Here is a 17,896-nt window from a genome sequence, read left to right on the forward strand (position 1 = left end):
CCTGCGGGCGCGACCGGCAGCGACTGGTGGCGGGCCGACGATCCGGCGATGTGGGACTGGTCGGCCGATGCCCGTCAGCGCTGGTGGCTGGACGCGATCCGCGACCGCGTCCGCCAGCCGATCTTCGAAGCCTTCTCCAACTCGCCGCCATGGTTCATGACGGTCAGCGGGCGCGTATCGGGCGCGACCAAGGGCACCGACGACAATTTGCTGCCCGGGGCCGAACCGGAGTTCGCGACCTATCTGGCGCGGGTGGTCGACGAACTGCAACGCCGCCACCGCATCACCTTTCGCACGCTGTCGCCGGTGAACGAACCGAACACCGATTACTGGTTCGCGGCCAATACGCAGGAAGGCGCGCATTGGAGCCCGGCGCGGCAGGGCATGATGATCGATGCCGCCGACGCCGCGCTGAAGGCACGCGGGCTGAAGACGGTGATCGCCGCCCCCGACGAAACCAATTCGACCCTGTTCGTTCAGGATTGGGCCGGCTGGCCGGCGTCAACGCGCGCACGGGTCGGCCAGTTGAACGTCCACAGCTATGGCAATCTCCACCAGACCGCCGTCCGCGACATCGCGCGTGCCGCCGATATCCGCCTGTGGATGAGCGAGCACGACATGAGCGCCGACAAGGACGTCGAAAACTTCGAGAGCATGACGACGCCGCTGGCGTTTGCCGAGCATCTGGTCGGCGATTTCCGGCGGCTGGAACCCGCCGCCTGGGTATTCTGGCAGGCGGTCGAGACGCTGAGCGGGCGCAACGGCAAGCCCGGATCGAACTGGGGGCTCATCAAGATGGACCTGACCGCGCCCGCACCGGGTCCGCAGTCGATCCACATCACCCGCAAATATTGGGCGATGGCCAATTTCAGCCGCTATGTCCGGCCCGGATACCGGCTGGTCCCGGTCGACGATATCGACAGCATCGCCGCGCTGTCACCCGATGGCGCAACGCTGGTCGTGGTGCATGTGAATGCGGGGCCGGTCCGTCGCGACCTGTCGCTGACCGGTATCGGCTATCGCCTGGCCGACACCGTAGTGACCGACGCGACGCACAATGCCGCGCCGGTCGCGGGGCGCACGATGGTCGCGCAGCCCCGATCGATCACGACCTTCGTCCTTCGCCGGTAATCGCCGGCGGTGGCGACGATCAGAACGGCACGTCGTCGTCGAGATCGTCGCCGAAGCCGCCGCCGAAATTACCGCCCTTGTTACCGCCCGAATTGAAGCCGCCGCCGCGCGATCCGCCCGAGCCGCCGCCCTGACCGCCGCCGAAATCGTCCCCGCCGCCGAAATCGCTGCCACCGCTGCGACCACCGCCGCCGCCGCCCTGCGCGCCGCCGGGACCGTCGAGCATCGTCAGCACGCTATTGAAGCCCTGCAACACGATTTCGGTGCTGTACTTGTCCTGCCCGTTCTGGTCCTGCCACTTCCGGGTCTGCAACTGGCCTTCGATATAGACCTTCGACCCCTTGCGCAGGAACCGTTCGGCGACGTTGGCGAGCCCTTCGTTGAAGATCGCGACCGAATGCCACTCGGTCTTTTCCTTCTTCTCGCCCGAATTGCGATCCTTCCACGATTCCGACGTGGCAATGCGCAGGTTCACCACCTTGCCGCCATTCTGGAACGAGCGCGACTCCGGGTCGCGGCCCAGATTGCCCACCAGAATTACCTTGTTCACGCTGCCAGCCATGGCAAAATTCCTCGTTCGAAACCTGATCGTCGCTGTTATGCGACTGCGGTCCTCAATGCCAGTGGATAGGTCAGTCGTCGCAGCTGAAGCGGAAGCGGTTGTCGAGCTCGACCGGCAGCACCAACGTGCGCAGCCCCTGCGCCCGCGACGCTGCGCACAACGCATCGCGCGCGCGACCGCTGTTGGTGTGATACGCCGATTTATATTCCGCCACGAATACCGGCTTGCCGGCGGTCAGGAACGAGGTCAGCCGGTCGCATTCGGCATATTCATGGCATTGTTCGTTGACCGCAAAATCGAACGCGGGAGCGAGCACCGCCACCTGATCGAGATCGTTCTTCAACCCGACCGCCAGCCCGCGCTGATGCGCTTCGGCGGAGAGAAACCGGTTATAGTCGAGCTGCTGATCGGCGGTGATGCCCAGACCGTTGCGATTGGCGTAGCCGTCGACATTGTCCGGCTCGACCGCGTCGCAGCCCTTCGCCTTCGCCAGATCGAGGCGGAGCGCCATCACCCGGCGGACGTTGGTCGAGGTGACCGACAGCCAGCGCTCCCCCGCCCAGCCGTCGAGGGTCGCGCCGCGATCGGCGGCGGTGAATTCGCCATCGTCGCTGCGCCAGTTTTCGGACGATCCGGCGGAGAAATAACAGATGACCCGCCGACCGGCGGCATGGAGCGAGGCGATGGTCGCGGTCGGAGCGTCGAACAGGTCGATGTCATAGGCGTCGACGGCGTAGCGGGTGTCGATCGTCCCGCTCAACTGCCACTGCCACGTCGTCGCCGTCGTCGGTCGCCACCAGCCGGCGGCCGTGGTCGGAGCGGGCGTCGGTGTCGGCGAAGCTACCGGCGTGGGCGTTGGGGTGGGGGCGACGACGATGCCGCCCTCCGCCTCACCGCCGCCGCCACAGGCGGTCGCCGATAGCGCCAGCGCCAGCGCCCATGTCCTGCCCGTTCCCGTCCGATACCGCATATGGCCCCTGTTCCGTCGTCCCGCCCGCTACGCCGGTCGGGCCATGGCCGCAAATGCGTTTCGGACTGGTCAATCGCGCGGTGCCACGGCAGATCTCGTCGCAGGAGGAGCAGCCATGGGCGACGTCATCAACCTCAACCGTTTCCGCAAGGCCCGCACCAGGGCGGACCAGGCACAGGAAGCCGATGCCAATCGCGCGAAATTCGGCCGGACCGCTGCCGAAAAGGCGCGCGACGAAGCCGATGCCGCACGACGCAAGGCGTTGCTCGATGGCGCGAAGCGGGAGGAGTAGGGGGCAGCGTATTCGTCCTTCCCGCGAAGGCGGGAATCCATTGCCGCTGACGGTCCTGATAGAGGTACTATCGTTGCGTGTATGGGCTCCCGCCTTCGCGGGAGTGACGATGCGACGAAGCGCCTATCCCAGCCCGAAGGCCACCGCCGTCCAATAGGTCGCACCCGCCGCGATATACGCCAGTGCGAACAGGTAGACGATCATCACCAACGGCCATTTCCAGCCATTGGTCTCGCGCCGCGCCACCGCGATCGTCGACAGGCATTGCGGCGCGAACACGAACCACGCAAGGAAGGCGAGCGCGGTGGCGAGGCTCCAGCGCCCGGCCAGTCGCCCGCCCAGTTCCTGCGCACCCTGTTCCTCATCTGCGGCGTCGATCGCATAGACGGTCTGCAGCGCCGACACCGCGACCTCGCGCGCCGCCATCGCCGGGATCACCGCCAGCGACATTTCGTGATTGAAGCCGATCGGCCGCAACACGACCTCCAGCCCCGATGCGATCCGGCCCGCGATCGAATATTCCGACTGTTTCACGCCCGCCGGCGCGACCGGATAGGAGGTCAGCAACCATAGCGCGACCGTCACCTGCAGGATGATCGTGCCGGCGCGACGCAGGAAGACATAGGCACGCTGCCACAGGCCGATCGCGATGTCGCGGATCGACGGCAGCTGATAGCGCGGCATTTCCATCAGGAATCCGCCACCCACCCCCTTGGTCGCGGTCCGGCGCAGCACGAACGCGGCGATCACCGCGCCGAAGATGCCGGTCAGGTACAGCACCAGCAGCACCAGCCCCTGCAACCCCACGCCCGGCAGCACCTGTCGCGCCGGAATGAACGCGCCGATGACGACCGCATAGACCGGCAGGCGCGCCGAACAGGTCATCAGCGGTGCGATCAGGATTGTGGTCAACCGCTCCTTGGGATCATCGATCGATCGCGTCGCCATGATTCCGGGAATCGCGCAGGCGAACGACGACAGCAGCGGGATGAAGGCCCGCCCCGACAGGCCAACGCCGCTCATCAGCCGGTCCATCAGGAACGCGGCGCGGACCATGTAGCCCGATGCTTCGAGCAGCAGGATGAACACAAACAGGATCAGGATCTGCGGCAGGAACACCACGACCGATCCGACGCCGTTGATGACCCCTTCGACCAGCAGGCTGCGCAGGAAACCGGCGGGCAGGTTCGCCATGGCGGTATCGGCCAGCCAGCCCTGTCCCCCCTCGATCCAGCCGATCGGCGCTTCGGACCAGCTGAACACCGCCTGGAACATGATGAACAGGATGGCGAACAGCAGGATCGGGCCGGCGACCGGGTGTAGCGCGATGCGATCGACGCTGCGGGTGACGGCGCGCGACCGGGGTTGTTCGACCACGGCGGTGCGCGCGATGCGGCGCGCCTCGCGCTGGAAATGGCGAATATCGGCCTCGACCCGGTCGATCGCCGCCGAACGGGGCGCGCGCGACAGCGCATCGGCCAGTGCCGCGCGCAATTCGTCGAGACCGCGTTTGCGCACCGCGACCGTCGCCACCACCGGCAGGTCCAGCTCCGCGGACAGCACGGCCAGATCGATCTTCAGCCCGTCGCGCGCCGCCATGTCGATCATGTTGAGCGCCAGCACCATCGGCCGCCCCAGCGACTTCAGCTGCAGGACGAAGCGCAGGTGATTGTCGAGATTGGTCGCGTCGGCGACGACGATCATCGCATCGGGCACCCGCTCGCCCGCCTGCCGCCCGAGGACCACGTCGCGGGTGACCGCTTCGTCGGGGCTGGACGGGTCGAGGCTGTAGGTGCCGGGCAGGTCGACCAGTTCGATCGGACGCCCGTCGTCGAGCGCGAGGCGACCCGAATGCCGTTCGACGGTGACGCCGGGATAGTTGCCGACCTTTTGCCGGGCACCGGTGAGCGCGTTGAACAGCGCGGTCTTGCCGGCATTGGGATTGCCGACAAGTGCTACCAGAGGTGCGGGGTTCACGTCGGGTCCGGTCGATCAGCCCGCCAGCGGCGCGACACGGATCGCGCCCGCGACATGCGCGCGTAACGCCACGGTCATCCGCCCGATCCGACAGGCCAGCGGCCCACCGGCCAGCATCGCGCGGTGAAGCAGTTCGATATCGACACCCTCATCCAGCCCGAATTCGCGCAGGCGCCGTGCCTCGGTCGGCGACATCCGTTCCCATTCGATCGACGCGACCGTGGCCTGCTGGGTCCGCGGCAACTGGGCGAGATTCAGGTTGGGAGCGAGCATTGCGACTAATTAGCAATAAGCCCGCGCCAATGAAAGCGGATTCTTTGGGGGTTCAGACCGCGGGATATCGTAATCGCCCGATGAAGCGCGACAGACTTAACCGCCGTTCGGGATCGCGCGATGCCAGCATCCGCCCCTTGAACTTTTCGAAGCGCATGATGCCATCGATCCGCCGCGCGAGGAACGCGCGGGTATCGGCATGGCCGCCGCTTTCGTCGTCGAGGAACACGGTGATGGTCGCCGCATAGACCGCGCCGAGCATCGTCCGCTTGGTATAGTGGTTGTAATCGGTCGCGGTATCGCCGGCCAGCCGCCACATCAGGTCGACCGTGCGCCAGCCAAGCTTTGCCGCGCGCGCGACGTTCCGTGGCATGGCGAGGATCGCCAGCGCGCGGCGCAACGCCTCGCGCTCGCCCGCCACCGCCGCCAGCCGCGCCTCGACCAACGCGGTGATGCGCTCGCGGATCTTCATCGCGGACAAGCGATCGGCGGGCAGCGCCTCGATCATCCGCCGGTCGATCTCACCGAACCACGCGTCGATCATGTCGACCGCACCGCCTGCAAAAGCCAGCCGGGCGACATCGCCATCGGCACCGAAGGTCTGCGCCGCGGCTGCCACCGCCTTGTCGTTCCAGCCGTCGAACGCGGCATTGGCCGCGACCAGCGGCGCAAGCGCCGCGCGCAGTTCGTCGAGCGTCAGGTCGGCAGGTGCCAGCGGGGCCATCGCATCCTCCATCATCTGTCCTAGCTAGGAGTTGGCGGCGTAAACGGCAACGGCGGAACCGGCGCATCGTCCGGGCGCTGTGGCGGTGACCGACTATAGCAAAAGGAATGCATCATGGCCGACACGATGAACGCCACTCTCTATCGCATGGTCCTGCCCGACCACACCTGTCCGTTCGGCGTCCATGCCAAGCAGTTGCTGCAATCCGCCGGCTATACCGTTGACGACCACATCCTGCGGTCGCGCGAAGAAGTCGACGCATACAAGGCCGAACAGGGCGTCGACACCACGCCGCAAGTATTCATCGACGGCGAGCGCATCGGCGGCAGCGACGATCTCGAACGCTTTCTGGCCGGGCACCGCGACGAATAGGGCATCGTCCAAAAGCGGTACGCGTTTTTCCTGCCTTCGCCGCATCGATCGGCCTATAGGCGCGGACATTACCGCCAATTCGGGGATGTTCATGCCGTTTCGTTCGCTGGTCGCCCAGCCCGCCGACTCCTTGCTGCGCCTGATCGGTGCGTTCCGGGCCGATCCGCGTGCGCACAAGATCGATCTGGGCGTCGGCGTGTTTCGCGACGATCATGGCCATACCCCGGTGATGCAGGCGGTGAAGCAGGCCGAGATGCGGCTGATCGCGACGCAGGACAGCAAGGCGTATCTGGGGCCGGAAGGCGACAAGGGCTTTGTCGCGCTGCTCGAACCGCTGGTGTTCGGCACGGCCCCCGCCGCCGATCGTCGCTGCGGGTTGCAGACGCCGGGCGGCACCGGTGCGCTTCGGCTGGGCGCGGAACTGCTGGCGAAGGCGGGGGTGCGCCGCATCCTGATCGGGCAGCCTAGCTGGGCCAACCATGCGCCGGTCTTTGCCGCCGCCGGGATCGTCGTCGTGCCGCATGCCATGTTCGACATGACCGCGCAGACCATCGACCTGCCCGCGATCCGCGCCGCGATCGGTCAGGCGGAGGCGGGCGACGCGATCCTGCTGCACGGCTGCTGCCACAATCCGACCGGTATCGATCCGACCGCCGATGATTGGCAGGTGATCGCCGCCGCCATCGCCGACAGCCGGATCGTGCCGTTCATCGACCTCGCCTATCAGGGGCTGGGCGACGACATGACCACCGACGCGGCAGGAACCCGCGCGGTGCTGGACGCGGTGCCGTTCGCGCTGGTCGCCTATTCCTGCGACAAGAATTTCGGGCTGTACCGCGAACGCACCGGTGCGCTGTGGGCGACCGCACCCGACGCGGAAGTACGCGACATCGTCCTGTCGAACCTGCTGGCGCTGGCCCGTGCCAACTGGTCGATGCCGCCCGATCATGGCGCGGCGGCGGTGCGGATCGTGCTGGAGGACGAACATCTCGCCGCCGACTGGCGTCGCGAGCTCGACGCGTTGCGCACCCGGTTGCAGGCGCTGCGCAGCGAACTGGCGGCGATCGGGCAAGCGGGTTCGGTCGATCTCGCCCCGCTGGCACGCGGCAAGGGCATGTTCGCCACGCTGCCGCTGTCGCCGACCCAGATCGAATGGCTGCGCGCGACGCACGGCATCTACATGGCTGGATCGGGCCGGATCAACATCGCCGGTTTCGCGCCGGGCGACATTGCCCGTTTCGGCGAGGCGCTGGTCGATCTGGGCCGGGCGGGGGTTTAAGCGCGCGCCGCTGGCCGCTGCGCGCTGACCACTGCCAGCGCGACGGCGACCAGCACCGCGCCGACCGCGTCGAGCATGGTCAGGCGCTCGCCATAGGCCGCCCAGCCGATCGTCGCGCCGACCAGCGGCTGGACCAGCAGCGCGAGGCCGACGACCAGCGGGCTGAGATGGCCCAGCGCATAGATCATCAGCCCCTGCCCCGCGATCTGGCTGACCAGCGCCAGTGCCAGCAGCGGCCCCCAGTGGGTCGGCAGGATCGTTTCCCCCAATGCCGTCGCCAGCAACAGCAGCGGCAGGACGCTGGCGATGCTCGACAGCGCGAGCGCCGGCACGGGTGCCATCGTCTGGCGCACCCGCCGCATCGCGATGAAATACCCCGCATACAGGATGCCGGCGAGCACACAGAACAGGTCACCGGCCAGATGGCGCGACGACAATTCGGCCGAGCGCCCGAGCAGCAGCACCCCACCGACCGCCGCCAGCAGCAGCGCGGCCCCCTGCCCCCGCGTCGGCCAGCGGCGGATCGCGAAGAAGCCGTAGATCGGGAAGATGAGCACCGCGCAGTTGCCGAACAGCGTCGCATTGGCGAGCGTCGTGCGCAGGATACCGATATGCCACGCGCCCAGATCGACGGCAAAGGCGACGCCTGCGATCAGCAGCGGCACCAGCATCGCCCCTGCCCGCCCGAACGCACGGCGATCGGTCCATAGCGCGGCGATCAGCAGCACCGGCAACGCCAGCGCGATCCGCCAGAACGCGGCCGCGACCGGTCCGGTATCGGCCAGCCGCACGAACCATGGCCCGAACGCCAACGCGACGTTCGCGACGATGACCGCGACCACTGCCCGACGGGGTGTTCTATGGGGCGGCATAATTTTTGTTTCAGGCGGTACCGGCTGCATGGCGCCCCCTACCGCCCTATCTCCGCATCGTCGCCTGAATTACAATATCCCGGAGTTTATTGCATGCCGACCCTGTTCGATCCGATCACGCTGGGCGATATCGAAGCCCCCAACCGGGTGCTGATGGCACCGCTGACCCGCGGTCGCGCGACGCGCGAACACGTCCCCACCGCGATCATGGCCGACTATTATGCGCAGCGTGCGTCGGCGGGACTGTTGATTTCCGAAGGCACCGGGATCAGCCGCGAAGGGCTGGGCTGGCCGTTCGCGCCGGGGCTGTGGACCGACGAACAGGTCGAAGCGTGGAAGCCCGTCACCGCCGCCGTCCATGCCGCCGGCGGCCGGATCGTGACCCAGCTCTGGCATATGGGCCGGGTAGTGCATCCCGATTTTCTGGGCGGTGCCGCGCCGCTGTCGTCGTCGGACACGACCGCGCCGGGACAGGCGCACACCTATGACGGCAAGAAGCCCTATGGCGCCGCGCGCGCCGCGACGCTGGACGATATCGCCCGCGTGCTCGACGATTATTCGCGTGCCGCGCGCAATGCGAAGACCGCCGGGTTCGACGGGGTGCAGCTGCACGCGGCCAATGGTTATCTGATCGACCAGTTCCTGCGCGACGGGGCCAATCACCGCGACGACGCCTATGGCGGTTCGCCCGAAAACCGCATCCGGCTGCTCGGTGAGGTCGTCGACCGGCTGATCGCGGAGGTCGGTGCCAGGCGGACGTCGGTGCGCTTCTCGCCCAATGGCGATACGCAGGGGGTGATCGACAGCGACCCGGCATCGGTGTTCGTGCCAGCCGCGAAGCTGCTGTCGGACAAGCGCATCGCGTTCCTCGAACTGCGCGAACCCGGCCCCGACGGCACCTTCGGCAGCGCGACCCAACCGCGCGTATCGCCCGAGATCCGCAAAGTCTTCGCCGGTCCGCTGGTGCTGAACCAGGATTATCGCGGCGACACTGCGCAGGCCGAACTCGACGCGGGCATCGCCGACGCTATCGCCTTCGGTCGGCCGTTCCTCGCCAATCCGGACCTGCCGCAGCGGTTGCAGGCCGGTGCCGCGCTCAATGCCGACGATATGGCGACATGGTATTCGCGTGGAGCCGAGGGTTATACCGATTATCCGGTGCTGACGCGCGAAACGGCGTGATCTAGCCGCAGCGGATCGTCGCCGTGCCATGGATGCGGCATGGTGACGATCCCACACTGTTCATCACGCCTGTACCGGTCGCGGTCCCATCGGCAGGTTGGCGCTGCCGATCCGGTCAGCCGCAGTCGGCGGTTCCGGTGCCGACCCGGTTCACCACGCAACGCGCGTCTTGGCCCAGCGTCGCCGATCCGGACCCGACCAGCGATACCTCGACCGGGCCATGGATGTCGGCGCTGACATCGCCGGTGCCGGCGATCGAGACGCGCGCCTCGCTCGCCTTGACCTGTCGGGCATCGATATCGCCGGTGCCGGCCACCGATAGCGTCAGGTGCCGCACGGCACCCGCCGCCGCGATCGTGCCGGTGCCGGCAACGGTCAGCGCCGCGCGATCGCCGCGCAACTGGCCGATCGTCATGTCGCCCGACCCGCTCAGCGTCGCGGAAAAGTCTTCGCCGGTCCGATCGATGCTGATATCGCCCGCCCCGGCCAGCACTGCGGTGGCGATCGTCGGCATGGTGATGCGGATGCGCGCGCCGTCGTTACCCCTGCCCCAGAAATTGCCCTGCTTGCGACCGATCTTCAGCATGTCGCCATCGCGGTGGATGTTGAGACCGTCCTGCGCGGCCTTGTCGCCTTCGACCCGCACCGCAAAGGTCGGTCCCTGAACGATCTCGACCCGGTCGTCGCTTGCCAGCGCGACGCCGGTAAAGTCGCGCAGTTCAGCGTCGTTGCCGGGGACGGCAACGGTCTTGTCGACATCGCTTGCACCACACCCCGCCAGACCCAACGTCCATGCCAACATCCACCGCATCTGCGCCTCCCCTGTATTGCTGATACGATACACCAAGGCGCTTCGGAACGCCAGCACGCCGAATGACGAAGGGGCGACCGTTTCCGGCCGCCCCCTCGTTCGATTCGACTGCTGGCTCCGGTCAGGCGGCGGTCTTTTCCTTGTTATAAATCGCAGCGGCCTCGCGCAGGATCTCGATGATCCGCTCGAGCGCCTTCGGCTCGTCGACCTGTTCCATCGCCGCCAGTTCGCGCGCGAGACGGCTGGCCGCCGCTTCGAAGATCTGACGTTCGGAATAGCTCTGCTCGGGCTGATCGTCGGCACGGAACAGGTCGCGGACCACTTCGGCGATCGACACGAGGTCACCCGAGTTGATCTTCGCTTCATATTCTTGCGCGCGGCGCGACCACATGGTCCGCTTGACCTTGGGCTTGCCCTTCAGCGTTTCCATCGCCTCGCGCATCGTCTTGTCCGACGACAGCTTGCGCATACCGACGCTTTCCGCCTTGTTGGTCGGAACGCGCAGAGTCATCCGCTCCTTTTCGAAGCGCAGCACATAGAGTTCGAGTTGCATGCCAGCGATTTCACTACGCTGGAGTTCAATCACACGGCCGACGCCGTGTTTCGGGTAAACGACATAGTCGCCGACATCGAAGGACAATGCCTTGGCAGCCATTGGTAACCTTTCCGTGGTCGTCGTTCCGATACCATCGTCCTCCGCCAATCGCTGTTCGAACGGCGGCTGGCGAGGTGGTCAGGGAACGTTGCTAAGGTGATCTCCGGGCGGGGAGCTAGGTAAATAGCCTCCGTCGCCGCAGCCTATAACATCTTGGTAAGAAAATTACCAGTGCAAAGCCCGACCACCCGGCCGCCCTGCCCGAGCGGCCGTGGTTCCACGTGAAACGATTTGGGACAGCCCCAGCTCGGCCGGGGCACGCCGATCAGTCGCCGGCGCCCGGTTCGGCCGAGAAATGCTCCATCTTGTTCTCGACGCCCTTCCACTTGTCGGCATCGGGTGGGGTCTGGTTGGCGTTGCGCGTGACGTTAGGCCACTGGGCCGAATAGGTATTGTTCAGCTCCAGCCACTGCTCCAACCCGCTTTCGGTGTCGGGCAGGATCGCCTCTGCCGGACACTCCGGTTCGCATACGCCGCAATCGATGCATTCACTGGGGTTGATGACGAGCATGTTCTCGCCTTCATAGAAGCAGTCGACCGGGCACACTTCGACGCAGTCCATGTATTTGCAGCGGATGCAGGCGTCGGTGACGACGTAGGTCATGGGTCGAACAAGCTCCGGGAAAATCGAATCGTACCCGCGTTATGCCGGGTCTCCGCCTCCGTCAACGGGGGCGGCACCCGTCGGTTCCAGCCTGGTATAGTGTGTCATCGCTTCGGCAGGCGGCCCGCGTCGGTGCGGCAGGGCATCGACCCGCAAGATCTGGACGCGTCCGTCGTTCGGAAAGGCGATGACCATGCCGACCCGGACCGGGCAATGGGCACGTTCGATCCGTCGTCCGTCGATGCGCAGCAGCCCGCGGACGGCGATCGCCTGCGCCGCACTGCGCGTTTTCGCCAAGCGCACATACCAGAGGAACAGGTCGATCCGCATCTGCGGGAGCAGTTCGGGCGCACACGCCGCCATCAGCGGCGAAGCGCCAGTTCGGCGAGTGCGGCAAAGGCGTTGCCGGGACGCGGCAGCAGGGGCGCAGGCGTCGGCGGCGGGCCATGGCGGCGCGGCGGCTGCCAGCGCCATTGCGGTGCCTCACCCGCGCCGGTGATCGGTCGAAAACCAAGCTGCGCCATCATCCGCGCGATCGTCTCGACCTTCAGACCGATCGAGGTGGCCAGTGCCGGGTCGGGCGCGAACGGGGCGTTGCCCTGTCGCGCATCATGCGCCGCACGGGCGAGTCGCTCGACCAGATCGACACGTACCGCCTGCGGGCCGAACCGGCGATAGCCCCACGCCCCCTGCCCCGCCGGCAACACCGTCGCAGCGTTGGGGGCCAGCGGTTCGACCGGATGGCCGTCGCGCGCCGCCAGCAGCGCTGCCCGCCACCGCGCCGCTGCCGGCTTGAACAGCCGCGCATCGAACAGGTCGAGCGTACCGATCGCGACCCCCGCCTTGCGCAACCGCCGCCGATCGTCACCGCTCAGCGGCAGCAGCATTGCCTCGAACCCGTCGCGCGGCGCGATGCCGCCGACCTCGGTCAATGCCGCCGCCACCGCCCGCAACGCACCGCCCGCCGCCGGGTCCCGCGCCAGCGCCGCCAGCGCGCCGAGTGTCGGCGCTCGCTTCGTCATCTCGCCCTGCAGCCATGCCGTCAGCCGCTCGCGCACCTGCCCCTGCGCCGCCCGGTCGAGCACGTGCAGGCTGCGGTCGAGCGTCACCACCGGCCGGTCGAGCGTCGTCCCGCCGGTCAGCGTCGCAACCGGTAGCCCGTTCCATGTCAGCGTCGGCACGCTACCCGGATCGGCGACCAGCGCCAGTTCGGCGTCTCCGGCGACCGCCAGTTCGGCCCCCCGCTTGCGCAGTTCGCCCGCCAGTCCCTTTTCGGCGGCGGCGATCAACAGGCGTTTGTCGGCAACCCGCGTGTCGGGTGACACGTCGAACCGGAAACCGGTCAGCCGCCCCAGTGCATGGCCATCGACGCTGACCGCGCCATCGCTGGCGACATCGACCGGCAGGTCCGCCGCGCCTGCCCCGATCCGACGCAGCAACAGCGTCGTCCGCTGATCGACGAAGCGTTGCCGCAACCGGTCGTGCAGCGCGTCGGACAGCTTCTCCTCGACGCCGCGAGTCCGTGCGGCCCAATGTTCGGGATCGAGCAACCAGTCGCTGCGGTGCGCGATATAGGCCCAACTCCGCGCCGCCGCGATCCGGCCGGCGATCGTCTCGACATCGCCGCTCATCTGATCGAGCCGCTGCAATTCGTCGGCGAACCACTGGTGCGGAATATGCCCCGCCCCCTCGCTCAGATAGCTGAAGATCCGCCCGACGAAGCGGCTGTGCGGATCGGGGCCAAGCTTGCGGAAATCGGGCACGCCGCACGCCGCCCACAACCGCCGAACCATCATCGGCGAACGGGTCCGCGCCCGCACCCAATCCTCTTCGGCCAGTCGCTTGAGCACGATCAGGTCGATCGCCTCCGGTGCCGCGGTCAGCACCGGGTCGGTCGGCCGTTCCGACAGGCTGTCGATCAGCGCATCGATGCTGGAGAAATCGGGTTCGCCGCGCCGCCAGTATAGCCGTTCGAGCGTGGGGACATGATGCCCCTCGATCGCCAGCACTTCTTCCGGGGTAAAGGCGTTCGGCCCTTCCTCGACCAGCGCGCCGAACGTCCCGTCACGGTGGTGCCGCCCTGCCCGCCCGGCAATCTGCGCCATTTCCGCGACGGTCAGCCGTCGTTGCCGTCGCCCGTCGAACTTGCGCAGGCTGGCAAAGGCAACATGGGCGACGTCGAGGTTGAGGCCCATGCCAATCGCATCGGTCGCGACCAGATAATCGACCTCGCCCGACTGGAACATCTCGACCTGCGCGTTGCGCGTGCGTGGCGACAGCGCGCCCATGACCACCGCCGCGCCGCCGCGCATCCGGCGGATCGCCTCCGCCACGGCGTAGACCTCTTCGGACGAGAAGGCGACGATCGCCGAGCGGCGCGGCAACCGCGACAATTTGCGCGCGCCGGCATAGCTGAGCGTCGAGAAGCGCGGGCGCGAGATGATCTCGGCATCCTTCACCAACGCCCGCACCATCGGCCGCAGCGAATCGGAGCCGAGGATCATCGTCTCCTCCCGCCCGCGCGCGCGCAGCAACCGGTCGGTGAACACATGGCCGCGTTCGGGATCGGCCCCCAATTGCGCCTCGTCCAGCGCGACGAATGCCGTCTCCCGTTCGAGCGGCATCGATTCGGCAGTACATAGGAACCAGCGCGCCTTGGGCGGGACGATGCGTTCCTCACCGGTGACCAGCGCGACATTCTCGACGCCTTTCAGCGCGACGACCCGGTCGTAATTCTCGCGCGCCAGCAGCCGTAGCGGAAAGCCGATCATCCCCGACGCGTGGCCGCACATCCGCTCGATCGCGAGATAGGTCTTGCCGGTATTGGTCGGTCCCAGCACAGCGGTGACCGGGCTACGCGCGAACTGGCTCATCCTCCACAACATCGGTGCTGTCGGCGCGCGGCGCAACGGCTTTCGGCGGTTCCACGCGCAGCTTTCGTCCCGCCGCTTTCACCCCACGCCCCGGCGCAGCTTCGCCGGCAATATCAGATGGTTCATTTGACTTTAAAACCTTCGCTTCACAGGGGGAGAGAACCGGGCCGGATCGATCGGCCGAAACTGGGGGTTGGGCGTGTTCCTGCGCACCGATGAAGGACTGGAACTGGCCGGCGGCACCAGCGCGCTGCGCTTCGGTCGCGCGCCGATCACTGCCGCTCCCACCGCCGCCGCGTGGCGCGGCCGGATCGAATCCTTCGACTGGACCCCCGACCTGGGTGCCGACATCGGGTCGCGCACCTGGTGGCGCGGCCTCGCCACCTGCACCGCGATGTGCGGCGCGGTGTGGATGCTGTCGCCCGGCTTCGATCGTCCGATCTACAGCGCCGTCCCCGCCGCGCTCGACGGTACCGCCCTTGATGAGGCGCGCAGCCTGTCGTTCGGGGCCAGTGCCCTTGGCGGCACCAGCGGGATGCGCCTTGCCGCGACGTCGCGCGTCCGCCCGCTGGCCAACACCCCCGAACGACCCGTCGTCGAGGCGACGGCGACGCTCGGCAGCGGCGTGGCCGGTGCCCTGCAGCGGACCGGCGTCGGTGCCGACGAAGCGCAGCAGGTCGCGGCGATGATCGCCGGCCGGGTCGATCCGGCCGACCTGACGCCCGGCACCCGGCTCGACATCACGCTCGGCCGGCGCGACGCGCCGACCCGGCCGCGCCCGCTCGAACGCCTCGCCTTCCGCGCTAAATTCGATCTCGCCCTCGAAGTCGTGCGCGAAGGGGGCACGCTGCGCCTCGACGCGCGACCGATCGCGATCGACCATACGCCCTTGCGGATTCGCGGCCGCGTCGGGGCCAGCCTGTACCGCGCCGCGCGCGCCGCCGGTGCCCCGGCCAAGGCGGTCGAATCCTATATCCGCACCGTCTCCGGCCTCGTCCCGATGGGACAGGTCGGGCAGGACGATCGCTTCGACATCATCGTCGAACAGGCCCGCGCCGCCACTGGCGAGGTACAACTCGGCCAGTTGCTGTATGCCGGTCTGGCGGGACGGCGCGACGTCCGCCTCGTGCGGTGGCAGGATGGCAGCCGCACCGAATGGCTCGATCCGGCCGGCGTGGGCGAGCGCAAGGGATCGATGATCTGGCCGGTCGCCGCGCGCATCTCGTCCAATTTCGGCTGGCGCGTGCATCCGGTGCTCGGCTTCCGCCGCTTGCACAAGGGCATGGATTTCGCCGCCGCCTATGGCAGCCCGATCCGGGCGACGACCGATGGTCGCGTCGCGATCGCCGGACGGCATGGCGGCTATGGCAATTTCGTAAAGCTCGATCACGGCGGCGGTCTCGCCACCGGCTATGGCCATATGAGCCGGATTGTCGTCGCGCCCGGTACCCGCGTTTCGCGCGGTCAGGTCATCGGCTATGTCGGGTCGACCGGCCTGTCGACCGGGCCGCACCTCCATTACGAACTGTGGAAGAACGGCGTACCGGTCAATCCGCGCTCTGTCGCCTTTGCGACGGTGCAGCGGTTGCAGGGTCAGGAACTGGGCCGGTTCCGGTCGCTGGTCGGCCGGTTGATGGGCGTTACCGCGCGCTGATCAGCGTCCCAATCGCCAGCGGCGAATGGTCTGCTCGACCAGCGCATCCGCGCCGCCCGGCTCCTGCCACAGCGACGTGAATGACGGCGATCCCGAAGCCGGGCATCGTTCGGGTTCGAGCGGATCGAATGCGACGCGGATTGGCGTCGTCACCCCTTCGCCGACGATGATGCATTCGCGATTGCGCAGCGCCGGGATCGAATCGAGAAATCCGCGCGCATCCTCCGGCATGGCCGCGCGCACGAACGCCTGATCGCGTTCATTGTTGAGCCGCATGGTCAGGATCGTACCGCACTGCGACAGCACCCCTTCGGCAAGGTCCGATGGCCGCTGCGTAATCAGTCCCAGCGACACGCCATATTTGCGGCCCTCCTTGGCGATCCGCCCGAGGATATTCGCCGCCGACGAATTGGCCCCCGACCGCTCGTTCGGAACATAGCGATGCGCCTCTTCGCATACGAGCAGCACCGGCCGCGACGTGCCGCCGCGTGACCATAGCGCGAAGTCGAACACCAGCCGGCTGAGAACCGCGACCACTACTGACGTAATTTCCGACGGCACGCCCGATACGTCGATGATCGAGATCGGCTTGCCCTCCGCCGGCAGGCGGAACACGCGTTTGATGAACGCCGCCATCGTATCGGCGACCAGCATGCCCGAAAACATGAAGCTGTAGCGCGGATCGCTGCGCAATTCCTCGATCCGTGCCTTCAATCGCAGGAACGGGGTATTGTCGTTAGCACGATCGAGCCGGGCCATTTCCGACTGCACGATATTCGACAGGTCGGTCAGCAGATAGGGGATCGGCGTATCGACGGTCAGCCGCGCGACGTCCTGCGCCATGCGGCTTTTCCCCTTGGCGGCAAGCAGGCACCGGGCGAGGATATCCGCTTCCACCTGTCGCGCCGCGCCGCCCGGCGACAACAGGATGTCGCAATGCTCCTGAAAATTCAGCAGCCAGTAGGGTAGCTGGAGGTTCGTCACGTCGAGCAATTCACCGGTGTCGACGAAAGCCGCGCCATATTCGCCGTGCGGATCGATCACGACGATATGTCCGTGCGGACTGGCTTCGCAAATCCGGTGCAGGATCAATGCGGCGCTGGTCGACTTGCCGGTACCGGTCGATCCGACCAGCGCGAAATGCTTGCCGAGCAGCGCGTCGACATACAGGGCCGCCCGCATATCGGGTGCCATATGCACCCGACCGACCGTGATATGCGGTCGATCCTGCTTGGCGTAAATCTGTCGCAGGGCATCGCGCGATACCGGATACACCGGGCTGCCGGGTAACGGATAGCGTGTCACCCCGCGCCGGAACCCCCGCAGTCCCTGCGACGGTTCGGGCTGATACGCTTCCCCCATCAGATCGACATCGGCGACCAGATTGATGCCATCATCGGCAAGCCGGATCGACCGGATGGCCGCGACGATCCACATCCGCCCGACCTGCATCGTCACCAGCGATCCGACCTGCCCCACCTGTCCGGCCGGGTCGTCGGGATCGGTTGTCAATGCCTGCAACGACGGCAGGTCGAGCAACAGCCGGCTCGACGCCCCGGCGATATCCAGAAGAACCCCGATCGGTGCCGCCACATCGTGCGAGGCTGCCGTTTCCGGAACGGGCAGTGGCGGGTGTGTATGAAACGTCATGCCCGCTAACCTACG

Annotated in this window: 18 protein-coding genes; 6 read left to right on the plus strand and 12 right to left on the minus strand. The window is 67.2% G+C overall.

Going from position 1 to position 17,896, the window contains the following annotated elements; all coding sequences use genetic code 11:
- A partial coding sequence (locus ASE91_RS01470) for a glycoside hydrolase (RefSeq protein ID WP_235530243.1) occupies window positions 1–1,131 on the plus strand: 1,131 nt, incomplete at its 5' end.
- Window positions 1,132–1,150: 19 nt separating this feature from the next.
- Here ASE91_RS01470 and ssb read toward each other — a convergent pair.
- Window positions 1,151–1,693: a single-stranded DNA-binding protein gene (ssb, locus tag ASE91_RS01475; RefSeq protein WP_056622016.1), complete on the minus strand. Its 543-nt coding sequence runs from the start codon at window positions 1,691–1,693 to the stop codon at window positions 1,151–1,153.
- Window positions 1,694–1,763: 70 nt separating this feature from the next.
- A complete protein-coding gene (locus ASE91_RS01480) occupies window positions 1,764–2,663 on the minus strand; it encodes an endo alpha-1,4 polygalactosaminidase (protein WP_056622018.1) in 900 nt (299 codons plus the stop codon).
- Between the two features lie 115 nt (window positions 2,664–2,778).
- Between ASE91_RS01480 and ASE91_RS18545 the strand changes: the two genes are divergently transcribed.
- The gene (locus ASE91_RS18545; RefSeq protein ID WP_082453749.1) at window positions 2,779–2,955 is read left to right on the plus strand and encodes a DUF4169 family protein; all 177 of its coding nucleotides are present in this window, start codon (window positions 2,779–2,781) and stop codon (window positions 2,953–2,955) included.
- Window positions 2,956–3,078: 123 nt separating this feature from the next.
- Here the strand turns inward: ASE91_RS18545 and feoB are convergent, their stop codons facing one another.
- From feoB to ASE91_RS01495, 3 genes are read right to left on the minus strand one after another with little or no spacing between them, the layout of a single operon-like run.
- Window positions 3,079–4,932: a ferrous iron transporter B gene (gene feoB, locus ASE91_RS01485; protein WP_056622020.1), complete on the minus strand. Its 1,854-nt coding sequence runs from the start codon at window positions 4,930–4,932 to the stop codon at window positions 3,079–3,081.
- Window positions 4,933–4,947: 15 nt separating this feature from the next.
- On the minus strand, window positions 4,948–5,205 hold the full coding sequence (locus ASE91_RS01490) for a FeoA family protein (RefSeq protein ID WP_055998842.1): 258 nt from the start codon (window positions 5,203–5,205) through the stop codon (window positions 4,948–4,950).
- Window positions 5,206–5,257: 52 nt separating this feature from the next.
- Window positions 5,258–5,944: a COQ9 family protein gene (locus tag ASE91_RS01495; protein ID WP_056622022.1), complete on the minus strand. Its 687-nt coding sequence runs from the start codon at window positions 5,942–5,944 to the stop codon at window positions 5,258–5,260.
- A gap of 99 nt (window positions 5,945–6,043) precedes the next feature.
- Here ASE91_RS01495 and ASE91_RS01500 point away from each other — a divergent pair, with 99 nt between their 5' ends.
- On the plus strand, window positions 6,044–6,301 hold the full coding sequence (locus ASE91_RS01500; protein ID WP_056622024.1) for a glutaredoxin domain-containing protein: 258 nt from the start codon (window positions 6,044–6,046) through the stop codon (window positions 6,299–6,301).
- 91 nt (window positions 6,302–6,392) lie between these two features.
- Window positions 6,393–7,580 carry an aromatic amino acid transaminase gene (locus ASE91_RS01505; protein WP_056622285.1) on the plus strand — a complete coding sequence of 396 codons (1,188 nt, stop codon included), beginning with the start codon at window positions 6,393–6,395 and terminating at the stop codon, window positions 7,578–7,580.
- Here the strand turns inward: ASE91_RS01505 and ASE91_RS01510 are convergent.
- Complete coding sequence (locus ASE91_RS01510; RefSeq protein ID WP_156357602.1) at window positions 7,577–8,482, minus strand: DMT family transporter; 906 nt, start codon at window positions 8,480–8,482, stop codon at window positions 7,577–7,579. The two genes, ASE91_RS01505 and ASE91_RS01510, sit on opposite strands and share 4 nt — an antisense overlap.
- A gap of 63 nt (window positions 8,483–8,545) precedes the next feature.
- Between ASE91_RS01510 and ASE91_RS01515 the strand changes: the two genes are divergently transcribed.
- Window positions 8,546–9,634, plus strand: a complete 1,089-nt coding sequence (locus ASE91_RS01515; RefSeq protein ID WP_056622028.1) for an alkene reductase — start codon at window positions 8,546–8,548, stop codon at window positions 9,632–9,634.
- Window positions 9,635–9,749: 115 nt separating this feature from the next.
- On the opposite strand, the gene ASE91_RS01520 is transcribed toward ASE91_RS01515, so the two are convergent.
- From ASE91_RS01520 to ASE91_RS01540, 5 genes are all read right to left on the minus strand, one after another.
- Window positions 9,750–10,445, minus strand: coding sequence for a head GIN domain-containing protein (locus ASE91_RS01520; protein WP_056622030.1), 696 nt, complete (start codon window positions 10,443–10,445; stop codon window positions 9,750–9,752).
- Window positions 10,446–10,566: 121 nt separating this feature from the next.
- Window positions 10,567–11,100 (minus strand): CarD family transcriptional regulator, encoded by a 534-nt coding sequence (locus ASE91_RS01525; protein WP_055998829.1) that lies wholly within the window; start codon window positions 11,098–11,100, stop codon window positions 10,567–10,569.
- Between the two features lie 265 nt (window positions 11,101–11,365).
- Window positions 11,366–11,704, minus strand: coding sequence for a ferredoxin FdxA (gene fdxA / locus ASE91_RS01530; RefSeq protein ID WP_055998827.1), 339 nt, complete (start codon window positions 11,702–11,704; stop codon window positions 11,366–11,368).
- A 39-nt stretch (window positions 11,705–11,743) separates the two neighbouring features.
- Window positions 11,744–12,067: a S4 domain-containing protein gene (locus ASE91_RS01535; protein WP_235530245.1), complete on the minus strand. Its 324-nt coding sequence runs from the start codon at window positions 12,065–12,067 to the stop codon at window positions 11,744–11,746.
- Window positions 12,067–14,577, minus strand: coding sequence for a helicase-related protein (locus ASE91_RS01540; RefSeq protein ID WP_056622033.1), 2,511 nt, complete (start codon window positions 14,575–14,577; stop codon window positions 12,067–12,069). The genes ASE91_RS01535 and ASE91_RS01540 overlap by 1 nt, the downstream gene beginning before the upstream one ends.
- 199 nt (window positions 14,578–14,776) lie before the next feature.
- On the opposite strand from ASE91_RS01540, the gene ASE91_RS01545 reads away from it, so the two are divergent.
- A complete protein-coding gene (locus tag ASE91_RS01545) occupies window positions 14,777–16,231 on the plus strand; it encodes a M23 family metallopeptidase (protein WP_056622287.1) in 1,455 nt (484 codons plus the stop codon).
- On the opposite strand, the gene ASE91_RS01550 is transcribed toward ASE91_RS01545, so the two are convergent.
- Window positions 16,232–17,881 carry an ATP-binding protein gene (locus ASE91_RS01550; protein ID WP_082453750.1) on the minus strand — a complete coding sequence of 550 codons (1,650 nt, stop codon included), beginning with the start codon at window positions 17,879–17,881 and terminating at the stop codon, window positions 16,232–16,234.
- Between the last annotated feature and the right edge of the window lie 15 nt (window positions 17,882–17,896).

Source organism: Sphingomonas sp. Leaf62 (assembly GCF_001421915.1).
Classification (GTDB): Bacteria; Pseudomonadota; Alphaproteobacteria; order Sphingomonadales; family Sphingomonadaceae; genus Sphingomonas.